The 14,820-nt window shown below is 73.7% G+C and carries 15 protein-coding genes; 7 read left to right on the forward strand and 8 right to left on the reverse strand.

From position 1 onward, the window contains the following. Window positions 1–97 precede the first annotated feature (97 nt). Complete coding sequence (locus ABUL08_RS19745; protein WP_350931400.1) at window positions 98–964, forward strand: hypothetical protein; 867 nt, start codon at window positions 98–100, stop codon at window positions 962–964. A gap of 9 nt (window positions 965–973) precedes the next feature. Here ABUL08_RS19745 and rsmI read toward each other — a convergent pair whose 3' ends face one another. Beyond that, window positions 974–1,813: a 16S rRNA (cytidine(1402)-2'-O)-methyltransferase gene (gene rsmI / locus ABUL08_RS19750; RefSeq protein WP_377522550.1), complete on the reverse strand. Its 840-nt coding sequence runs from the start codon at window positions 1,811–1,813 to the stop codon at window positions 974–976. Window positions 1,814–1,905: 92 nt separating this feature from the next. Here rsmI and ABUL08_RS19755 point away from each other — a divergent pair, with 92 nt between their 5' ends. The 3 genes from ABUL08_RS19755 (at window position 1,906) to ABUL08_RS19765 (ending at window position 5,902) form a co-directional block, all read left to right on the forward strand. Then, complete coding sequence (locus ABUL08_RS19755; protein ID WP_377522357.1) at window positions 1,906–3,594, forward strand: dolichyl-phosphate-mannose--protein mannosyltransferase; 1,689 nt, start codon at window positions 1,906–1,908, stop codon at window positions 3,592–3,594. Window positions 3,595–3,857: 263 nt separating this feature from the next. After that, the gene (locus ABUL08_RS19760; protein WP_350931403.1) at window positions 3,858–5,141 is read left to right on the forward strand and encodes a VWA domain-containing protein; all 1,284 of its coding nucleotides are present in this window, start codon (window positions 3,858–3,860) and stop codon (window positions 5,139–5,141) included. Window positions 5,142–5,143: 2 nt separating this feature from the next. Continuing rightward, window positions 5,144–5,902, forward strand: a complete 759-nt coding sequence (locus ABUL08_RS19765) for a peptidase (protein ID WP_350931404.1) — start codon at window positions 5,144–5,146, stop codon at window positions 5,900–5,902. Window positions 5,903–5,943: 41 nt separating this feature from the next. Here ABUL08_RS19765 and ABUL08_RS19770 read toward each other — a convergent pair whose 3' ends face one another. Continuing rightward, on the reverse strand, window positions 5,944–6,213 hold the full coding sequence (locus tag ABUL08_RS19770; protein ID WP_350931405.1) for a hypothetical protein: 270 nt from the start codon (window positions 6,211–6,213) through the stop codon (window positions 5,944–5,946). Between the two features lie 208 nt (window positions 6,214–6,421). Between ABUL08_RS19770 and ABUL08_RS19775 the strand changes: the two genes are divergently transcribed. Both ABUL08_RS19775 and ABUL08_RS19780 read left to right on the forward strand, forming a co-directional pair. Beyond that, complete coding sequence (locus ABUL08_RS19775) at window positions 6,422–7,078, forward strand: 4'-phosphopantetheinyl transferase family protein (protein WP_350931407.1); 657 nt, start codon at window positions 6,422–6,424, stop codon at window positions 7,076–7,078. A gap of 163 nt (window positions 7,079–7,241) precedes the next feature. Continuing rightward, the gene (locus tag ABUL08_RS19780) at window positions 7,242–8,171 is read left to right on the forward strand and encodes a DUF4352 domain-containing protein (RefSeq protein ID WP_350938734.1); all 930 of its coding nucleotides are present in this window, start codon (window positions 7,242–7,244) and stop codon (window positions 8,169–8,171) included. Between the two features lie 113 nt (window positions 8,172–8,284). On the opposite strand, the gene ABUL08_RS19785 is transcribed toward ABUL08_RS19780, so the two are convergent. From ABUL08_RS19785 to ABUL08_RS19800, 4 genes are all read right to left on the reverse strand, one after another. Beyond that, a complete protein-coding gene (locus ABUL08_RS19785) occupies window positions 8,285–9,502 on the reverse strand; it encodes an RNA polymerase sigma factor (protein ID WP_350931408.1) in 1,218 nt (405 codons plus the stop codon). Window positions 9,503–9,505: 3 nt separating this feature from the next. Next, a complete protein-coding gene (locus ABUL08_RS19790; protein ID WP_350931409.1) occupies window positions 9,506–9,859 on the reverse strand; it encodes a YciI family protein in 354 nt (117 codons plus the stop codon). A 5-nt stretch (window positions 9,860–9,864) separates the two neighbouring features. Beyond that, complete coding sequence (locus tag ABUL08_RS19795) at window positions 9,865–10,476, reverse strand: dihydrofolate reductase family protein (RefSeq protein ID WP_350931410.1); 612 nt, start codon at window positions 10,474–10,476, stop codon at window positions 9,865–9,867. 105 nt (window positions 10,477–10,581) lie between these two features. After that, entirely contained in the window at window positions 10,582–11,418 is an 837-nt protein-coding gene (locus tag ABUL08_RS19800) for a DinB family protein (protein ID WP_350931411.1), read from the reverse strand. Window positions 11,419–11,641: 223 nt separating this feature from the next. Between ABUL08_RS19800 and ABUL08_RS19805 the strand changes: the two genes are divergently transcribed. Beyond that, window positions 11,642–12,124: a hypothetical protein gene (locus ABUL08_RS19805; RefSeq protein WP_350931412.1), complete on the forward strand. Its 483-nt coding sequence runs from the start codon at window positions 11,642–11,644 to the stop codon at window positions 12,122–12,124. Between the two features lie 103 nt (window positions 12,125–12,227). Here ABUL08_RS19805 and ABUL08_RS19810 read toward each other — a convergent pair whose 3' ends face one another. Together ABUL08_RS19810 and ABUL08_RS19815 are read right to left on the reverse strand one after the other, a co-directional pair. Then, the gene (locus ABUL08_RS19810; RefSeq protein ID WP_350931413.1) at window positions 12,228–13,475 is read right to left on the reverse strand and encodes a cytochrome P450 family protein; all 1,248 of its coding nucleotides are present in this window, start codon (window positions 13,473–13,475) and stop codon (window positions 12,228–12,230) included. After that, a complete protein-coding gene (locus ABUL08_RS19815) occupies window positions 13,475–14,818 on the reverse strand; it encodes an acetyl-CoA carboxylase biotin carboxylase subunit (RefSeq protein WP_350931415.1) in 1,344 nt (447 codons plus the stop codon). Before ABUL08_RS19815 ends, ABUL08_RS19810 begins: the two co-directional genes overlap by 1 nt. Window positions 14,819–14,820: the final 2 nt, after the last annotated feature.

A 14,820-nucleotide genomic window follows, 5' to 3' on the forward strand; every position in this document is an offset into this window, starting at 1 on the left:
ACAGGCCGTCCGGGGCGCTCGATCCGCCGACGACTCGCCCGATTTGTCGCCGACACGCGGCGTGAGCTGCGCGGGGACGTACCCGTGCCGGTGTGGAATGAACGCCGTGACCAGCAGACCAGCGGCCCCGGAGCAGGACGGCCCGGCGGACGGAGACCACCGCCGGCTCCCGACGGCGACCGCCCGGGGCGGGCCGGTCGCGCCGCATCCCCGGCCCGAACGCACCCCCGCCCCGCCGGTCGAGGTCGAGCCGACCACCGGTGCGCCGGTGGACGCCGTCCCCCGGCGGGTGCCCGTCCGGCAGCCGCGCTGGCACCGCCGGTGGCCCGCCCCCGGTGAGCCGGACGAGCCGGCCCTCTGGGCACCGATCGAGGAGGTGCACTGGGACGGCACCCCGCTGCGGGCGGAGCCGCGTCGGCCGGGCCGGTTCGCCGGTCGGATCCGCCGGGCGCGGGTCCGGCGTCCGCGCCACCCACCGGACCCGGTCCACGGCCTCGCCGCGCTGCTCGCGTTGAGCCTGCTGGCCGCCTTCTTCGCCTGGGTCAGCGCGGGCCCGCTCTGGCTGGCGGTGGGCCACGCCACGCCGGGAACCGTGGTGGTCAGCGGCTGCACCGGCGCGGGACTGACCCAGCGCTGCCGGGGCATCTTCCTCGCCGACGACGAGCGCTTCGTCGCCCACGGGGTACGGGTCAGCGGGGTGCCGGCGGAGAGCACCGCGGCCGGCTCGGCGCTGCCGGCGCAGATGACCGGCCCCGCGGGGGGCACCGCGTACGCCGACGCCGGGGTGGGTCGGCACCTGCGCTGGCTGCTCGGCCTGCTGCTGGTGCTGGCCTGCGCGCTCGGGATCGCCCGGTGGACCGGCGCGACCCGGCTGCCCGACCCGCGACACCGCCGCTGGGCGGTGGGAATCGCGCTGGCCGGCCCGGCACTGATCACCGTCGGCTTCCTCCTCGCCGCCTGGTGACCCGCCCGCTCAGCTGTGCACGACGGTGTAGACGTCGCGGCGGCGCAGGCCGTACCCGGTGGCGACCTCGGTGATCGCGTCCCGGCGCGACATGCCGGTGGCCTCCCGCTCGGCGACCGCGGCGCGCAGCGTGTCGTCGTCGGGCCGGACCGCCTCCGCCGGCGGCGCCCCGGCCACCACCAGGGTGATCTCGCCCCGGGGCTCGCCCTCGGCGGCCCACTCGGCCAGCTCGCCGAGGGGCCGGCGGACGACCTCCTCGTAGGTCTTGGTCAGCTCACGGCAGAGCGCGGCGGGCCGGTCGGGGCCGAAGGCGGCGGCCAGGTCGGCCAGCGCGGCGGTGATCCGGTGCGGCGCCTCGAAGAGCACCAGGGTGCGCTCCTCGGCGGCGAGCGCCCGTAGCCGGGACCGGCGGGCGCCCGGGGTGCGGGGCAGGAAACCCTCGAAGCAGAACCGGTCGCAGGGCAGCCCGGAGAGCGCCAGGGCGGTGGTCACCGCGCTCGGCCCGGGTGCGGCGGTGACCGGCACGCCGGCGTCGAGCGCGGCCCGGACCAGCCGGTAGCCGGGGTCCGAGACGCTGGGCATGCCACCGTCGGTGACCAGCGCCATCGTGTATCCGGCGGTGAGCGCCTCGACCAGTTCCGGGGTGCGCCGCTCCTCGTTCCCCTCGAAGTAGGAGATGATCCGGCCGGGGACGGTGACGTCCAGGTCACGGGCGAGCCGGGTGAGCCGGCGGGTGTCCTCGGCGGCGACCACGTCGGCGGTGCCGAGCACCTCCCGGAAGCGGGCCGAGGCGTCTGCGGGGTTGCCCAGCGGCGCGCCGAGCAGAATCAGGCGCCCGACCTCGGACATTTCACCCACGAATGCTGCTCCTTCATCGACGGCGGTACCAATCTCGGAGACGACGGGCGCCACCGGGCACCTTCGCAGCCTACGATCGCCGGGTGACGAGTGCGTCGACAGCGCAGAGCGCGGGCCCGGCCGAGTCGGCCCGGACGACCGACGGTGGCGCCACCGCCGACCAGGCCACCCCGACCGGCGGGGGCGGGGTGCCGGCCGTCGTCCGGCGCCGGCTGGCAGGCGTCGACGCGCGGCTCGACGGACACGCCTGGCTGGCCACCACGGTCGTGGTGGCGATCGCGGCGATCCTCCGGTTCGTCGGGCTCAGCGGCCCCAACGGCAAGATCTTCGACGAGATCTACTACGCCCGCGACGCGTACGGGCTGATCGACCGGGGCGTCGAGTGGAACTACAAGGACAACGGCCCGTCGTACGTGGTGCACCCGCCGCTGGGCAAGTGGCTGATCGGGCTCGGTGAGTGGGCCTTCGGCTATCAGGACGCCGAGACGAAGATCTCCGTACCGGGGCACCTGATGACCACCGCCCCCGAGTTCGGCTGGCGCTTCGCGGCGGCGGTCGCCGGCACCCTCTCGGTGCTGCTGCTGGTCCGGATCGGCCGGCGGATGTTCCGCTCCACCACGCTCGGCTGCGCGGCCGGCCTGCTGCTCGCCCTGGACGGCTTCCAGCTGGTGCTCTCCCGCACCGCGCTGCTCGACATCTTCCTGCTGCTCTTCGTGCTCGCCGCGTTCGGCGCGCTGGTGCTGGACCGGGACGCCCGGCGACGCCGCTGGGCGCGGGCGCTGGACGCCGGGCTCGACGTCTCCCGCCCCGGCCGGGCCGGCCGGCCGCCGTCGACCTGGCGGGACTGGCCCTGGTGGCGGCTGCTCGCCGGGGTGCTGCTCGGCTGCGCCTGCGCGGTGAAGTGGAGCGGGCTCTACTTCGTGCCGGCCTTCGGCCTGCTGGTGATCTTCTGGGAGGTGGGTGTCCGCCGCTCCGCGGGCGTACGCCGCCCGTGGCGGGACACCCTCCTGGACGAGCTGCCCTGGCTGCTGCTGGCCGGCGTGCTGATGGTCGGCACGTACGTGGCGACCTGGTCCGGCTGGCTGCTCAGCGACGACGGCTACTACCGGCTGGCCAGCCGCTACCCGCAGGCCCCGCTCAGTGACACCCCGGTGTTCGGCGCGCTGATCAACCTGTGGGAATACCACAAGGCCGCGTACGGCTTCCACACCCAGCTCGACGACCCGCACAAGTACCAGTCCTGGCCCTGGCAGTGGCTGCTGCTCGGCCGGCCGGTCGCCTTCTACTGGTCCGGCGAGGGCTCGTGCGGCGCGCCGACCTGCGCCTCGGAGATCCTGCTGCTCGGCACGCCGCTGCTCTGGTGGTCGTTCCTGCCCGCGCTGGGCGCGCTGGCCTGGCTGGGTGCGGCCCGACGGGACTGGCGGGCCGGGGCGATCCTGCTGAGCGTCGCCGCCGGGCTGCTGCCGTGGTTCTGGTTCGCCCTGGACGGGCGGACGATGTTCTCCTTCTACGCCGCGCCGGCCGTGCCGTTCCTGGTGCTGGCGGTGGTCTACGTGCTCGGCGCGATCATCTCGCCCGCCGGGGCGCCGGCCGCGAAGGCGGCGTCGGAGGAGGACGTCTCCGACCGACGGATGGTGGGCGGGATCATCGCCGGGGCGTACGTGCTGCTGGTGGCGCTCTGCTTCGGCTACTTCTACCCGATCTTCGTGGGGAAGCTGCTGCCGTACGCCGAGTGGTCCGCCCGGATGTGGCTGGACGGTCGCTGGATCTGACCCGGGGCGGGACACCGGGGAAATAGGAGCGCGCCCCGATCGCCTGCCACGGGGGAAGCGGGCGATTGGGGCGCGCAAGAAGAGCTTAACCACACTGAACCAGTGACACAACGGGTGAGGTTGCGTCAGATTTCCGACCGTTGCGCCACCCGCCAAATGGTTTACATCCGACAGCTAACGGTCGGTCACACCCCCGGGACAGGACGGTTCTTCCACCGCCCACCCGGATGATCATCCAAAGTGGATCTCACTACACTCGCCCGGTGATCAACAAGAGACGATCGACGGCCGTCCTGCTGGGGCTGCTGACGGCGACCGCGCTGATCGGCCCCCTGCCCGCCGCCGCCGACGACGACACCCCCGAGACACCCACCGAGCCGCCCAAGGTCGAGCTGGTACTCGACGTCAGCGGCTCGATGCGGGCCCGGGACATCGACGGGCGCAGCCGGATCGCGGTCGCCCAGCAGGCGTTCAACGAGGTGGTCGACGCGCTGCCCGACGAGACCCAGCTCGGCATCCGGGTGCTCGGCGCGACCTACCGCGGCAAGGACAAGAAGCAGGGCTGCCTCGACACCCAGCAGATCGTGCCGGTCGGCCCGGTGGACCGCACCCAGGCCAAGGCGGCCGTGGCGACGCTGCGCCCGACCGGCTTCACTCCGGTCGGACTGGCGCTGCGCTCCGCCGCGCAGGACCTCGGCACCGGCACCACCGCCCGCCGGATCGTGCTGATCACCGACGGCGAGGACACCTGCGCCCCGCCCGACCCGTGCGAGGTCGCCCGGGAACTCGCCGCCCAGGGCACCCGCCTCGTCGTCGACACCCTCGGCCTGGCCCCCGACGAGAAGGTCCGCCGGCAGCTGCTCTGCATCGCCGGCGCGACCGGCGGCACCTACACGGCCGCGCAGAGCGCCGACGAACTCACCGGGCGGATCAAGCAGCTGGTGGACCGGGCCCGGGACACCTACACCGCCACCCCCACCACCGTCGGCGGATCGACGCAGTGCGGGAACGCGCCGCTGCTCGGGCCCGGCGTCTACACCGACCGGGAGGCGTTCGCCGAGCACCGCTGGTACCGGGTGCCCGTCCGGGCCGGGCAGGAGCTGCGCGCCTCGGTCAGCGTCGGGCTGGACCGGCCGGTCAACCCCGACTACGGGGTGCTGCTGCGGGCCGTCGCGCCGGACGGCCGGGAACTCGTCCGCGGCGTCGACGCCGGCAGCGGTCGTACCGACGTGGTCTCCGCGGGGCTGCGCTGGTCGGCGGCGGAGGAGGCGGCCACCCCGACCCCGGAGCCGACCGGTACGCAGGCCGCACAGACCGTCTGCCTGGTGGTCAGCAACGCCTTCGCGCCCCGCCCCGGCACCGGCACCACCCCCGGCATGCCGGTCGAGCTGACCGTCGACGTGGTCGCCTCGTCCCCCGCCCCGGACGGGCCGGACCTTGGCCGCGGCTGGGCGCTGCTGCTCCTGCTCACCCTGGCCGGTCTGCTCACCGGGCTGGTCGCCGGGCTGCTCACCCGCTGGTGGGTCGCCACCTGGAGGGAGAACTGAGGATGCGTACCCTGCTCTGGTCCGCCGCGGCGCTGGCCGCCGGCGGGCTGACCCTCGCCCCGGCGCCCACCCCTTCACCGGGTGCCGCCACCGTCACCAAGGCGGGCACCTCGTTCCTGACCGCCACCGCGATCACCGCCGGGCAGCCGGTCCGGGTCGGTGCCTCGACCGGTGACCACCTCTACTGGTCGTTCCCGGCCGAGGCCGGCCAGACCCACCAGATCGCCGCCACGGTGACCTTCCCCAAGGCCCGCGGCGGCCCCTCGACCTGGACGGTCGAGGTCTTCGACGGGCTGCGCCGCCGGCAGGCCTGCACGGCCGGCGCGCAGACCCCGACCGTGGACGCTGCGGCCACCAGCGTCACCCTCGGCTGCACGCTGCGCCGGGTGCGACCCTGGGCCGAGCCGTGGTCCGGTGACCCGCTGCCCGGCACCTACTACGTCCGCCTCTCGGTGGTGGACGTGCCGGAGCCGGACCTGGGCCAGCCGGTCGACGTGGACCTGCTGGTCGCCGCCGACGGCGAGGGCGGCGCCTCCGGTGACGACGGCGAGCTGGCGGCGCCCCTGGTGCCGAACAACCGGGCCGGGACCGTGCTCGACGCGGAACCGACCGCCGGGCCGGTCGAGGAGGAGCAGAGCAGCCTCACCGGCTGGCTGCCCCAGCCCGGCTCGCGCTGGATCTGGACCACCGCCGGCGGGATCCTCGCCGCGGTGGCCGGCGTCGTCGGTTTCGCCCTCACCCGGCGCCCCCGCCGACCCTGACCGCGACCGGTGGCCGTCCCCGGCGGGGCGGCCACCGGTGGTCAGAACTGGCGCGGACTGCGCGGCAGCCAGCCGATGAACCGGTCCTGGAGGGCCGACACCGGGGCGGTACGCAGGTCCTGGCTGGCGGACGCGAGGCAGGAGCCGAGATAGACGCTCAGCGAGGCGAGGTCCACCTGGTACTCGACCAGCAGCCGGGCCCGCTTGGCGGAACAGGGCCAGGCGTCACCACAGGTGCCGCAGCTCCACTCCGGAGTGACCGGAGCGTGTTCGTCGGCCGCCGGCCCCGTCGCTCCGCCCGCAGCTGTCATCGCCCGTCCTCCTCACCGGCGACCGGCCACGCGACGCCGTCGACTGTGGATTTCCCATCGGTGACGCCCCAACAGCGTCCCGGGACGCTCCGGCGTTACCCGGTTGCGGTACGTTCACCCACCATGCCCCGGGTGGCCGGCGCCTGCAACGCTCGTACCCGGAGAGTCGGCGCCGACCCGGCGGTGCCCGTACCGGAAGGAGACGGCGATGCGTGACCTGCTGCCGGCGGCGGTGACGGTGGCCGTGGCCGGGCCCGACGACTGGCACGGCGAACTGCTCCCGGCGGAGCTGGCCTGCCTCAGCGAGCGGGCGGTGGAGAGCCGGCGGCGTGACTTCACCGCCGGGCGCGTCTGCGCCCGGCGGGCCCTGGTCGGGCTCGGCCTGCCGGCCGACGCGGTCCCGTCCGCGCCCGACCGCTCCCCGGTCTGGCCGACCGACGTGGTCGGCACCATCACCCACACCCACGGCTACTGCGCCGCGGCCGTCGCCCGCCGCGCCGAGATCCGCTCGGTCGGCATGGACGCCGAGCGGCACAAGGAACTCGACCCGGGGGTACGCCGACTGATCTGCCTGCCCGAGGAGGAGGCCGGCTTCCGCCGGCTGCCCGGCGGCGTCTCCTGGCCGGCCGTGGTGTTCAGCGCCAAGGAGACGGTCTACAAGATCTGGCACCCGATCGTCGGGACCTGGCTCGACTTCCACGACGCCCACGTCGAACTCGACCCGGATGCCGGGACGTTCACCGCCCGGATCTCGCCGGCCCGGGTCGACGCCGCCCCGGTCGCCGACCCGCCGCCGCTGGTCACCGGCCGGTTCGTGGTCGACGCCGGCCTGGTCCGCACCGCCGCCGTGCTGCTGCCGCGCTGACGCGTCGCGGGCCGGCTTGCCACCGCCCGGTACGGTCTGTGCGACTGAAGACCTTTCGAAGGTGCCAAGGAGTACGGTGAGCCACCCTCAGCCTCCGTTCGGACCGCACGACCCGAACCAGCCGCCCCAGGAACCGCCGACGCAGCCGTTCCCGACCGCCCCGATGCCGCCCGTGTCCGGGGCGCCCCAGCCTCCGGCCGGCAGCTACCCGCCGCCCGGTGGGGCCTACCCGCCGCCGCAGCCCCCGGTCTCGGGCTCGCCGTACGCCCCGCAGCCGCCGGTCTCGGGCTCGCCGTACGCCCCGCAGCCTCCCGTCTCGGGCTCGCCGTACGCCCCGCAGCCCCCGGTCTCCGGCTCGCCGTACCCGCCGCCGCCCGGCGGTGCCTACCCGCCGCCGCCCGGTACGCCGTACCAGCCGGTCGCGGGGCAGCCGTTCGGGCCGCCGCCCGGTGCGCCCAACTCGAAGAAGAAGACCTGGCTGATCATCGGCCTCGTGGCGGCCGTGCTCCTGCTGCTCTGCTGCGGTGGCGGGATCTTCACGCTCTACAAGGGAGCGCAGAAGGCCGAGGACGTCGCCAAGAGCCTGCCCAGCACCGCGCCGATCGACCCGGTACCCACCGACCCGGCGCCCACCGACCCGGCATCGACCGACCCGGCGTCGACGTCCACCCCGGACGCGGGCGTCACCGACGGCAACACGACCAACATGAAGCCCGGCGACACCCTCATCATCAACGACGACGAGGGCACCATCCGGATCACCGTGGGGAACTTCCGCACCAGCACCACCGCGTGCAAGAAGTACTTCCCCGCCCCGGACGAGGGCATGTACCTGATCGCCGACGTGACCGCCGAGGTCACCAAGGGCACCGGGTCGATCAACCCGTTCTACTTCAAGTGGATCGCCAGCGACGGCACCGAGGCCAACGGGATCGGCGGGGCCTTCTCCGGCTGCGGCAAGCTCCTCCCCTCCGGCAACGACCTGCCGACCGGCAGCAAGCGCGCCGGCCAGCTCGTCTTCGACGTCAAGGACAACAACGGCACCCTGGAGTACGAGCACAAGCTCAAGACCGCGGGTTCCTGGAAGCCCTGACCACGGTCACACCCGATCGACGGGGGCCGGTCCCGACGGGGACCGGCCCCCGTCGGCGTATCGACGTGCCGGCCGGGACACTGTCGACCGAAACGGCGTCGCGTGGCGACCCGTCAGTCGGCCGGGGCGGCGCGGCGGCGGATGAGGTGCTCGCGTTCCACGTCACTCGTGGTGAGCCCGAGGGCCATGTCGTACGCGGCGACCGCCTCGGTGGTGCGTCCCGCCCGGGCCAGCAGCTCCGCCCGCACCACGTGGAACGGCTGGTACGCCGGCAGGTCCAGCCGGTCGAGGAGGTCGAGCGCGGCCTGCGGGCCGGAGAGTTCGGCGACGGCGACCGCCCGGTTCAGGGCGACTACGGGGGTGGGTTGCAGCGTGAGCAGGTGGTCGTAGAGGGCCAGGATCTGCCCCCAGTCGGTCTGGTCGGCGGTGGCGGCGTCGCTGTGCACCGCGTTGATCGCCGCCTGGATCTGGTAGGGCCCGGGGGCGCCCCGGCGCAGGCAGGCGCGGACCAGCGCGCGCCCCTCCGCGAGCAGCGCCGGGTCCCAGCGGCTGCGGTCCTGGTCGGGCAGGAGCACCAGCGTGCCGTCGGCGGCGGTCCGGGCCGGCTGCCGGGCCTGGAGCAGGAGCAGCAGCGCGAGCAGTCCCCGGGGTTCCGGCTCGTCGGGCATGAGTTCGACGAGGAGCCGGGCCAGCCGGATCGCCTCGCCGCAGAGGCCGGCGTCGACGAGGGTGCCGCCCTCGGCGATCCAGCCGGCGTTGAAGACGAGATAGACGACGGCCATCACCGGTCGGAGCCGGTCCGGCAGTTCGGCGTCGGTGGGCACCCGGTAAGGGATCCGGGCGTCGCGGATCTTGCGCTTGGCCCGGACCAGCCGCTGCGCCAGGGTGGCCTCGGGCACCAGGAAGGCCCGGGCGATGGTGGGGGTGTCCAGGCCACCGAGCAGCCGCAGGGTGAGCGCCACCTGGGCCGGTTGGGCGAGCGCCGGGTGGCAGCAGGTGAACATCAGTCGGAGGCGGTCGTCCGGCACGGCGGTGTCCTCCTCCGGCTGGTCGGTGAGGCGTTCCGCCAGGCGTACGGCGGTCACCTGCCGCTCCTCGCGCATGGCGTCGCGGCGCAGCCGGTCGATGGCGCGGCGGCGGGCGGTGGTGACGAGCCAGCCACCCGGGTTGGGGGGCAGCCCGTCGCGGGGCCACCGGTCGGCGGCCACCAGGAAGGCGTCCTGGACCGCCTCCTCGGCGCGGTCGATGTCGCCGAGGAGGCGGACCAGGGTGGCCACCACCCGCCCGTGTTCCGCGCGGAAGACGGCGGTGATGGTGTCGCCGACGGTCACCGGTCAGGTGTCGGACTGGAAGGGGCGTACCTCGACCGGGTTCTCGCAGGCGATGCTGGCCTGGCGGGACCATTCCAGGGCCTCGTCGAGGTCGGCGGCCTCGATGATCCAGAAGCCGCCGAGGTGCTCGCGGCTCTCCGCGAAGGGCCCGTCGGTGGTCATCACCTGGCCGTCCGACACCCGCACCACGGTGGCGGTGTCGGGCGGGCAGAGCCCACCGCCGAACAGCCAGGCGCCCTTCTCCTGGAGCTGCGTGTTGAACGCGTCCACCTGGGCGTAGGCGCGCTGCATGTCCTCCGCCGACGGCACGGGTGCGCCCTCGACGCCGTGCACGGACAGCATGTACTTGGTGGTCATCGTCCTCAGCCCTCCACCGAACCGAACACCGGAGCGCCGGTGTTCTCGTAGGTCGTCATGGTCACGCCGGTGCCGGAGGTCCGGCTGTCGGTCAGTCGCAGCCCGGTGGGCGGCACGCCGTCGGCGAAGAGTCGCTCGCCGCGCCCCAGGACCACCGGGAAGATCAACAAATGGTACGTGTCGATCAGACCCTCCCGCATCAGCGAGCGGGCGAGCCGTCCGCTGCCGTGCACCTGGAGTTCCCGGCCCGGCTGCTCCTTCAACGCGGTGACCGCCTTCGCCAGGTCGTCGTCCAGGCGTTCCGCGCCCGACCAGGTGAGCGCGTCGGTGCGGGTGGTGGCGACGTACTTGGGCAGGCGGTTGAGCTTCGTGCCGATCGGGTCCGCCTCGTCGGTGACGTTCGGCCACCAGGCGGCGAAGATGTCGTACGTGCGGCGGCCGAGCAGGAACGCGTCGGCCCGCTCGAAGATCCCGGTCATGTGCTCGCCGACCGACTCGTCGAAGTGCGGCGGCACCCAGCCGCCCAGGTCGAACCCGGCGCTGCGGTCCTCGTCGGGCGCGCCCGGTCCCTGCACGACGCCGTCCAGGGTCAGGAACGTGGTGAGCGTGAGTCGCACGGTGATGCCTCCTTCGGTCGCCGGCCTCGCGCCGGCCTTCACCATCTCCACGGCTGGCGCGACAGTGGAATCGACACGTCGACATCCGACTTCATGTGACCTGGATCACACCTTTTCCCGAGGATGCGCTTCGAGCAGCGCCAGGTCGCGCTCCGCGTACCGCCGGTGCGCGCAGTGCTCCACCAGGATCACCCGCAGGCACTCACCCACCGACTCCGACTCCTCGCCCCACACCGGCGTCGGCACCGCCGTACGCGGCTCCGCCAGCTCGGCGTCGGTCACGGTCGCCACCAGCCGGCGTACCCGCGCCCGGCGGTCCGCGTGCAGCGCCAGCGCCTCCGCGTACGACGGCCGGGCGTCCGGATCGACGCCCAGCTCCGGCAGGGCGGCCGGCGGATAGTCGGTGGGCGGCAGGCTGACCCGTGGGTACGGCCCGACCTCGCCGAGGATCATCCGACCGAGCCAGACGTCCACGGCGAAGACGAGGTGGCGCAGCGTCTCCACGAAGGACCACTCGCCGTCCACCCGCTCATGGCGTACGGCCTCCGGCAGCCGCTCGGCCCGCGCGACGGTCTCCGACCAGAGCCGTTCGACGGTGTCCCACATCGCGCGGACGTCGTCGGCCGTCCGCACCGCCCGCAACTGGACCCGCTCCGGGTGCCGCCGGTCCAGCTCGGTCGCCACGAAGTCGGTGACGTCCACGTCGTCGACCACCACCCGGCTGCCACCGTCGTCGTGGGCGGAGACCCGCAGGTCGGCGACGAGTGACGCGACGATCCGGACCCCGCTCAGGTCGCTGTCGCGGAAGGTCGCACCGGTCAGGTCGACGTTACGGAAACTCGCCCCGCGCAGGTCGACGGTGTGGAAGCTGGCCCCGGCCAGGTCGGCGGTGCGGAAGGCCGCCCCGCGGAACGCGCCGGTGTTGCTGTACTCCTCCGCCATCGCGCCATCATCCCGGACCGGTCCGACACCGGCCGCCCCGCCCACCGCACCGGCCCGCCCGGTTCGGCGGCCTCCACCTCGGCCACCCCGATCACGGACAGCTTGACGGACGTCCTCGGCGGCGTCGGCACCTTCACCGGCGCCCAGCTCGGACGATGTAACAAGTAACGGGTACACCGCGCCAGCAGCGAAGTGAGATAACACCTAGCTGAAGGGCACGACTGTGTCTGATTTTTCCGCGATCACGCGCCAGCGGGCAGCGCTGACGACCATCGCCGACGCGATCGTGGCGGCATCGGTCGGCCGCGACCTCCAGGTGATCATGGACTGCCCGAACACGCACCTCGCTCTCGTCGATCGCCTGGCGCAGGCGTTGCACGCCCGGGGCCGGGCCTGCCACTGCCTGCCGACTCAGTCTCCGCAGGAGGACGCGGGTGACCTGGCGGCGACGCGGCAGGAGCACGACTCGACGGTCGTCGTGATCACGAGCGGGTCGGTCACGGAGTCGCACCACCCTGTGCAGCGCGTCAGCATCAGCGTGACCGCCGCTGCCACCGGGACACCCGACGACACGGTCGACCAGGAAGGACGCGACAATCGTGCCGGGGAGAGCGCACAACCGGACATCGTCCTCGACTACCGCGATCCCGACGGGCCCCGCATCCGCCACCTGGCCCCGCGTCTGACGGCAGACGACCGGCCCTGACCCCTCGGCGCACCTTGCCACCCGGTGTGAGCTGGGGTGACACCACCGAACCGGACACGGGCGACCCGGTCCGAGGTCCACGACGCCCCGTGGACACCTGCGCCTAGCGGAGCCGCACCGGCAGCTCCCGCAGACCGCGCATCATCAGGCTGAGCCGCCACGGCAGCTCCTCGGCCGGGACTGCCAGGCGCAGCCGGGGGAACCGGTCGAAAAGCGCGTGCAGCGCCACCTCGGCCTCCAGGCGGGCGAGCGGCGCGCCCAGGCAATGGTGGATACCGTGCCCGAAGGCAAGACCTCCGGCCCGGTCCCGGGTGATGTCCAGGACATCCGGCTCCTCGTACCGGTCCGGGTCCCGGCCGGCCGCGCCGAGGCAGATCGTCACGAACTCGCCCGCCGGGATCGTCGTTCCCCCCACGATGATCGCCTCGGTGGTGAACCGCCAGGTGGCGTTGCTGACCGGGCCGTCGTACCGGAGGAACTCCTCGATCGCGGCCGGCCAGCGGTCGGGATCCGCCTCAAGCAGCGCACGCTGGCCAGGATGGGTCAGCAGTGCCAGCGTCCCGTTGCCGATCAGGTTGACCGTGGTCTCGTGCCCGGCCACCAGCAGCAGGAACGCCATCGCGATCAGCTCGTCGCCGGTGAGCCGGTCACCCTCGTCGGAGACCCGGACCAGGTCGGCGAACAGGTCCCGGTCGCCCCCGGCCCGCTTGCCGCCGATCAGCGCGCGCAGGTAGTCCACCATCGCCTCGCTGGCGTCCAGCACCTCGTCGCCGCCGGCCCCCGAAACCAGCAGATTCGACCAGGTGCGGAACCTCGCCTGGTCGCCGGCCGGGACGCCGAGCAGCCAGCAGATCACCGTGAACGGCAGCGGGAACGCGAGCGCGGCCATCAGGTCGACCGGTTCATCAGACGTTGCGGCCTCGTCGAGCAGCCGGGTCACCAGCTGCTCGATGCGCGGTCGCAGCGCGGCGATCGCCCGGGCCGTGAACACCCGCCCGACCAGGCGTCGCAGCCGGGTGTGATCCGGTGGGTCGCTGTCCAGCATGTGCCGGCCCAGCTCGGCGGGGAACTGCCGCCGGGTGCCCGTCTCCTGCAGGAACGCGGCGCGTTTCACGGGGTCGGCGAAGGCATCCGCCAGGAAGCGATGCCCGACCGTCATGTCCTTGCTCAGCCGCGGATCGACGAGCAGCTCGCGGGCGTCGGCGTAGCGGACCACGAGCCAGGTCCGCAGCCCGTTGGGGGTCTCGATCGGGTGCACCGCCGCCCGCTTGCGCAGCTCGGCCAGCACCGGGTACGGGTCCCGGACGAACGCGTCATCGAACAGTGGCCGGGTGGGTGTCGGGGTGGGCATCATTTCTCCATCCGGGACAGCAGGTCGGTTCCGTGGATGCCGGCGATGAAGTCCGGCTCGTCGAGCACCCTGCCGAGCGCCGGGATGGTGGTGCGCATCCCACGGCCGGCCACCCGGAACTCGGCCAGCGCACGGCGCATCCGCGCGATGGCGTGCGGCCGGTCCGGTGCCCAGACCACCACCTTGGCCAGCAGGGAGTCATAGTCGGAGGTCACCCGCCAGCCGGCGTAGCCATGCGTGTCCACCCTGGTGAACGGGCCGCCCGGCGGGACGAACTCGTCGAGCGTCCCGGGGGCCGGCGCGAAGTCGCGCGCCGGGTCCTCGGCGTTGACCCGGCATTCCAGGGCGACGCCGCGGGGCAGTACGTCGTGCTGGCCGGTCTCCAGCGGCAGGCCGGCGGCGATCCGGATCTGCTCGCGGACCAGATCGAGTCCGGTCACCATCTCGGTGACCGGGTGCTCGACCTGGATCCGGCAGTTGATCTCCATGAAGTGGAAACCGTCGTCGGCCACCAGGAACTCGAAGGTGCCGGCGCCCACGTACCCGGCCGCCCGGGCACCGGCGACCGCGGCGGCCGCCATCTCGGCGCGCAGCGACTCGGGCAGGTTCGGGGCGGGCGCTTCCTCCACCAGCTTCTGGTGCCGGCGCTGCACCGAGCAGTCCCGCTCGCCCAGGTGCAGCACCGTGCCGTGCCGGTCGGCGAGCACCTGCACCTCGACGTGCCGGGCCTGCTCGCAGAACCGTTCCAGATAGACCCGGCCGTCACCGAAGACCGCCTGCGCCGACGCCCGGGTGGCCCGGTAGGCGCGGGCGAGGTCGCGGGCGGAGTGGACGACGCTCATCCCGCGCCCGCCGCCGCCGGCGGCCGCCTTGATGATCACCGGGTAGCCGATCCGGTCGACCACCTCGGACGCCTCGGCCAGCGAGTTGACCGTGCCGGCGCTGCCGGGCAGCACCGGCAGACCGTACGACGCCATCTCGCGCCGGGCCGCCGCCTTGTCCCCGAGGCGGCCCATCACCTCCGGCGGCGGTCCGACGAAGACCAGGTCATTGGCGGCGCACACCTCGGCGAAGTCGGCATCCTCGGACAGGAAGCCGTATCCGGGGTGCACCGCCTGGGCGCCGCACACCCGGGCCGCCTCGATGACCGCCGGAATCGAGAGGTAGCTGCGCTTCGGCGTGGGCGGCCCGATCTGGATCGCCCCATCGGCGGCGCGCACCGCCGCCGAGTCGCGGTCCGCGGTCGAGTGTGCGACGACGGTACGGATGCCCATCTCGCGGCAGGTGCGCACCACCCGCAGCGCGATCTCGCCGCGGTTGGCGACCAGGACGGTGTGGAACATGC

It is taken from the genome of Micromonospora sp. CCTCC AA 2012012, assembly GCF_040499845.1.
GTDB classification, from domain to species: domain Bacteria; phylum Actinomycetota; class Actinomycetes; order Mycobacteriales; family Micromonosporaceae; genus Micromonospora; species Micromonospora mangrovi.

Coding starts and splice junctions, on each gene's coding strand:
- ABUL08_RS19745 (WP_350931400.1), top strand. CDS start 98: ATGAACGCCGTGACCAGCAGACCAGCGGCCCCGGAGCAGGACGGCCCG.
- rsmI (WP_377522550.1), bottom strand. CDS start 1,813: ATGTCCGAGGTCGGGCGCCTGATTCTGCTCGGCGCGCCGCTGGGCAAC.
- ABUL08_RS19765 (WP_350931404.1), top strand. CDS start 5,144: ATGCGTACCCTGCTCTGGTCCGCCGCGGCGCTGGCCGCCGGCGGGCTG.
- ABUL08_RS19770 (WP_350931405.1), bottom strand. CDS start 6,213: ATGACAGCTGCGGGCGGAGCGACGGGGCCGGCGGCCGACGAACACGCT.
- ABUL08_RS19775 (WP_350931407.1), top strand. CDS start 6,422: ATGCGTGACCTGCTGCCGGCGGCGGTGACGGTGGCCGTGGCCGGGCCC.
- ABUL08_RS19780 (WP_350938734.1), top strand. CDS start 7,242: ATGCCGCCCGTGTCCGGGGCGCCCCAGCCTCCGGCCGGCAGCTACCCG.
- ABUL08_RS19790 (WP_350931409.1), bottom strand. CDS start 9,859: ATGACCACCAAGTACATGCTGTCCGTGCACGGCGTCGAGGGCGCACCC.
- ABUL08_RS19800 (WP_350931411.1), bottom strand. CDS start 11,418: ATGGCGGAGGAGTACAGCAACACCGGCGCGTTCCGCGGGGCGGCCTTC.
- ABUL08_RS19810 (WP_350931413.1), bottom strand. CDS start 13,475: ATGCCCACCCCGACACCCACCCGGCCACTGTTCGATGACGCGTTCGTC.
- ABUL08_RS19815 (WP_350931415.1), bottom strand. CDS start 14,818: ATGTTCCACACCGTCCTGGTCGCCAACCGCGGCGAGATCGCGCTGCGG.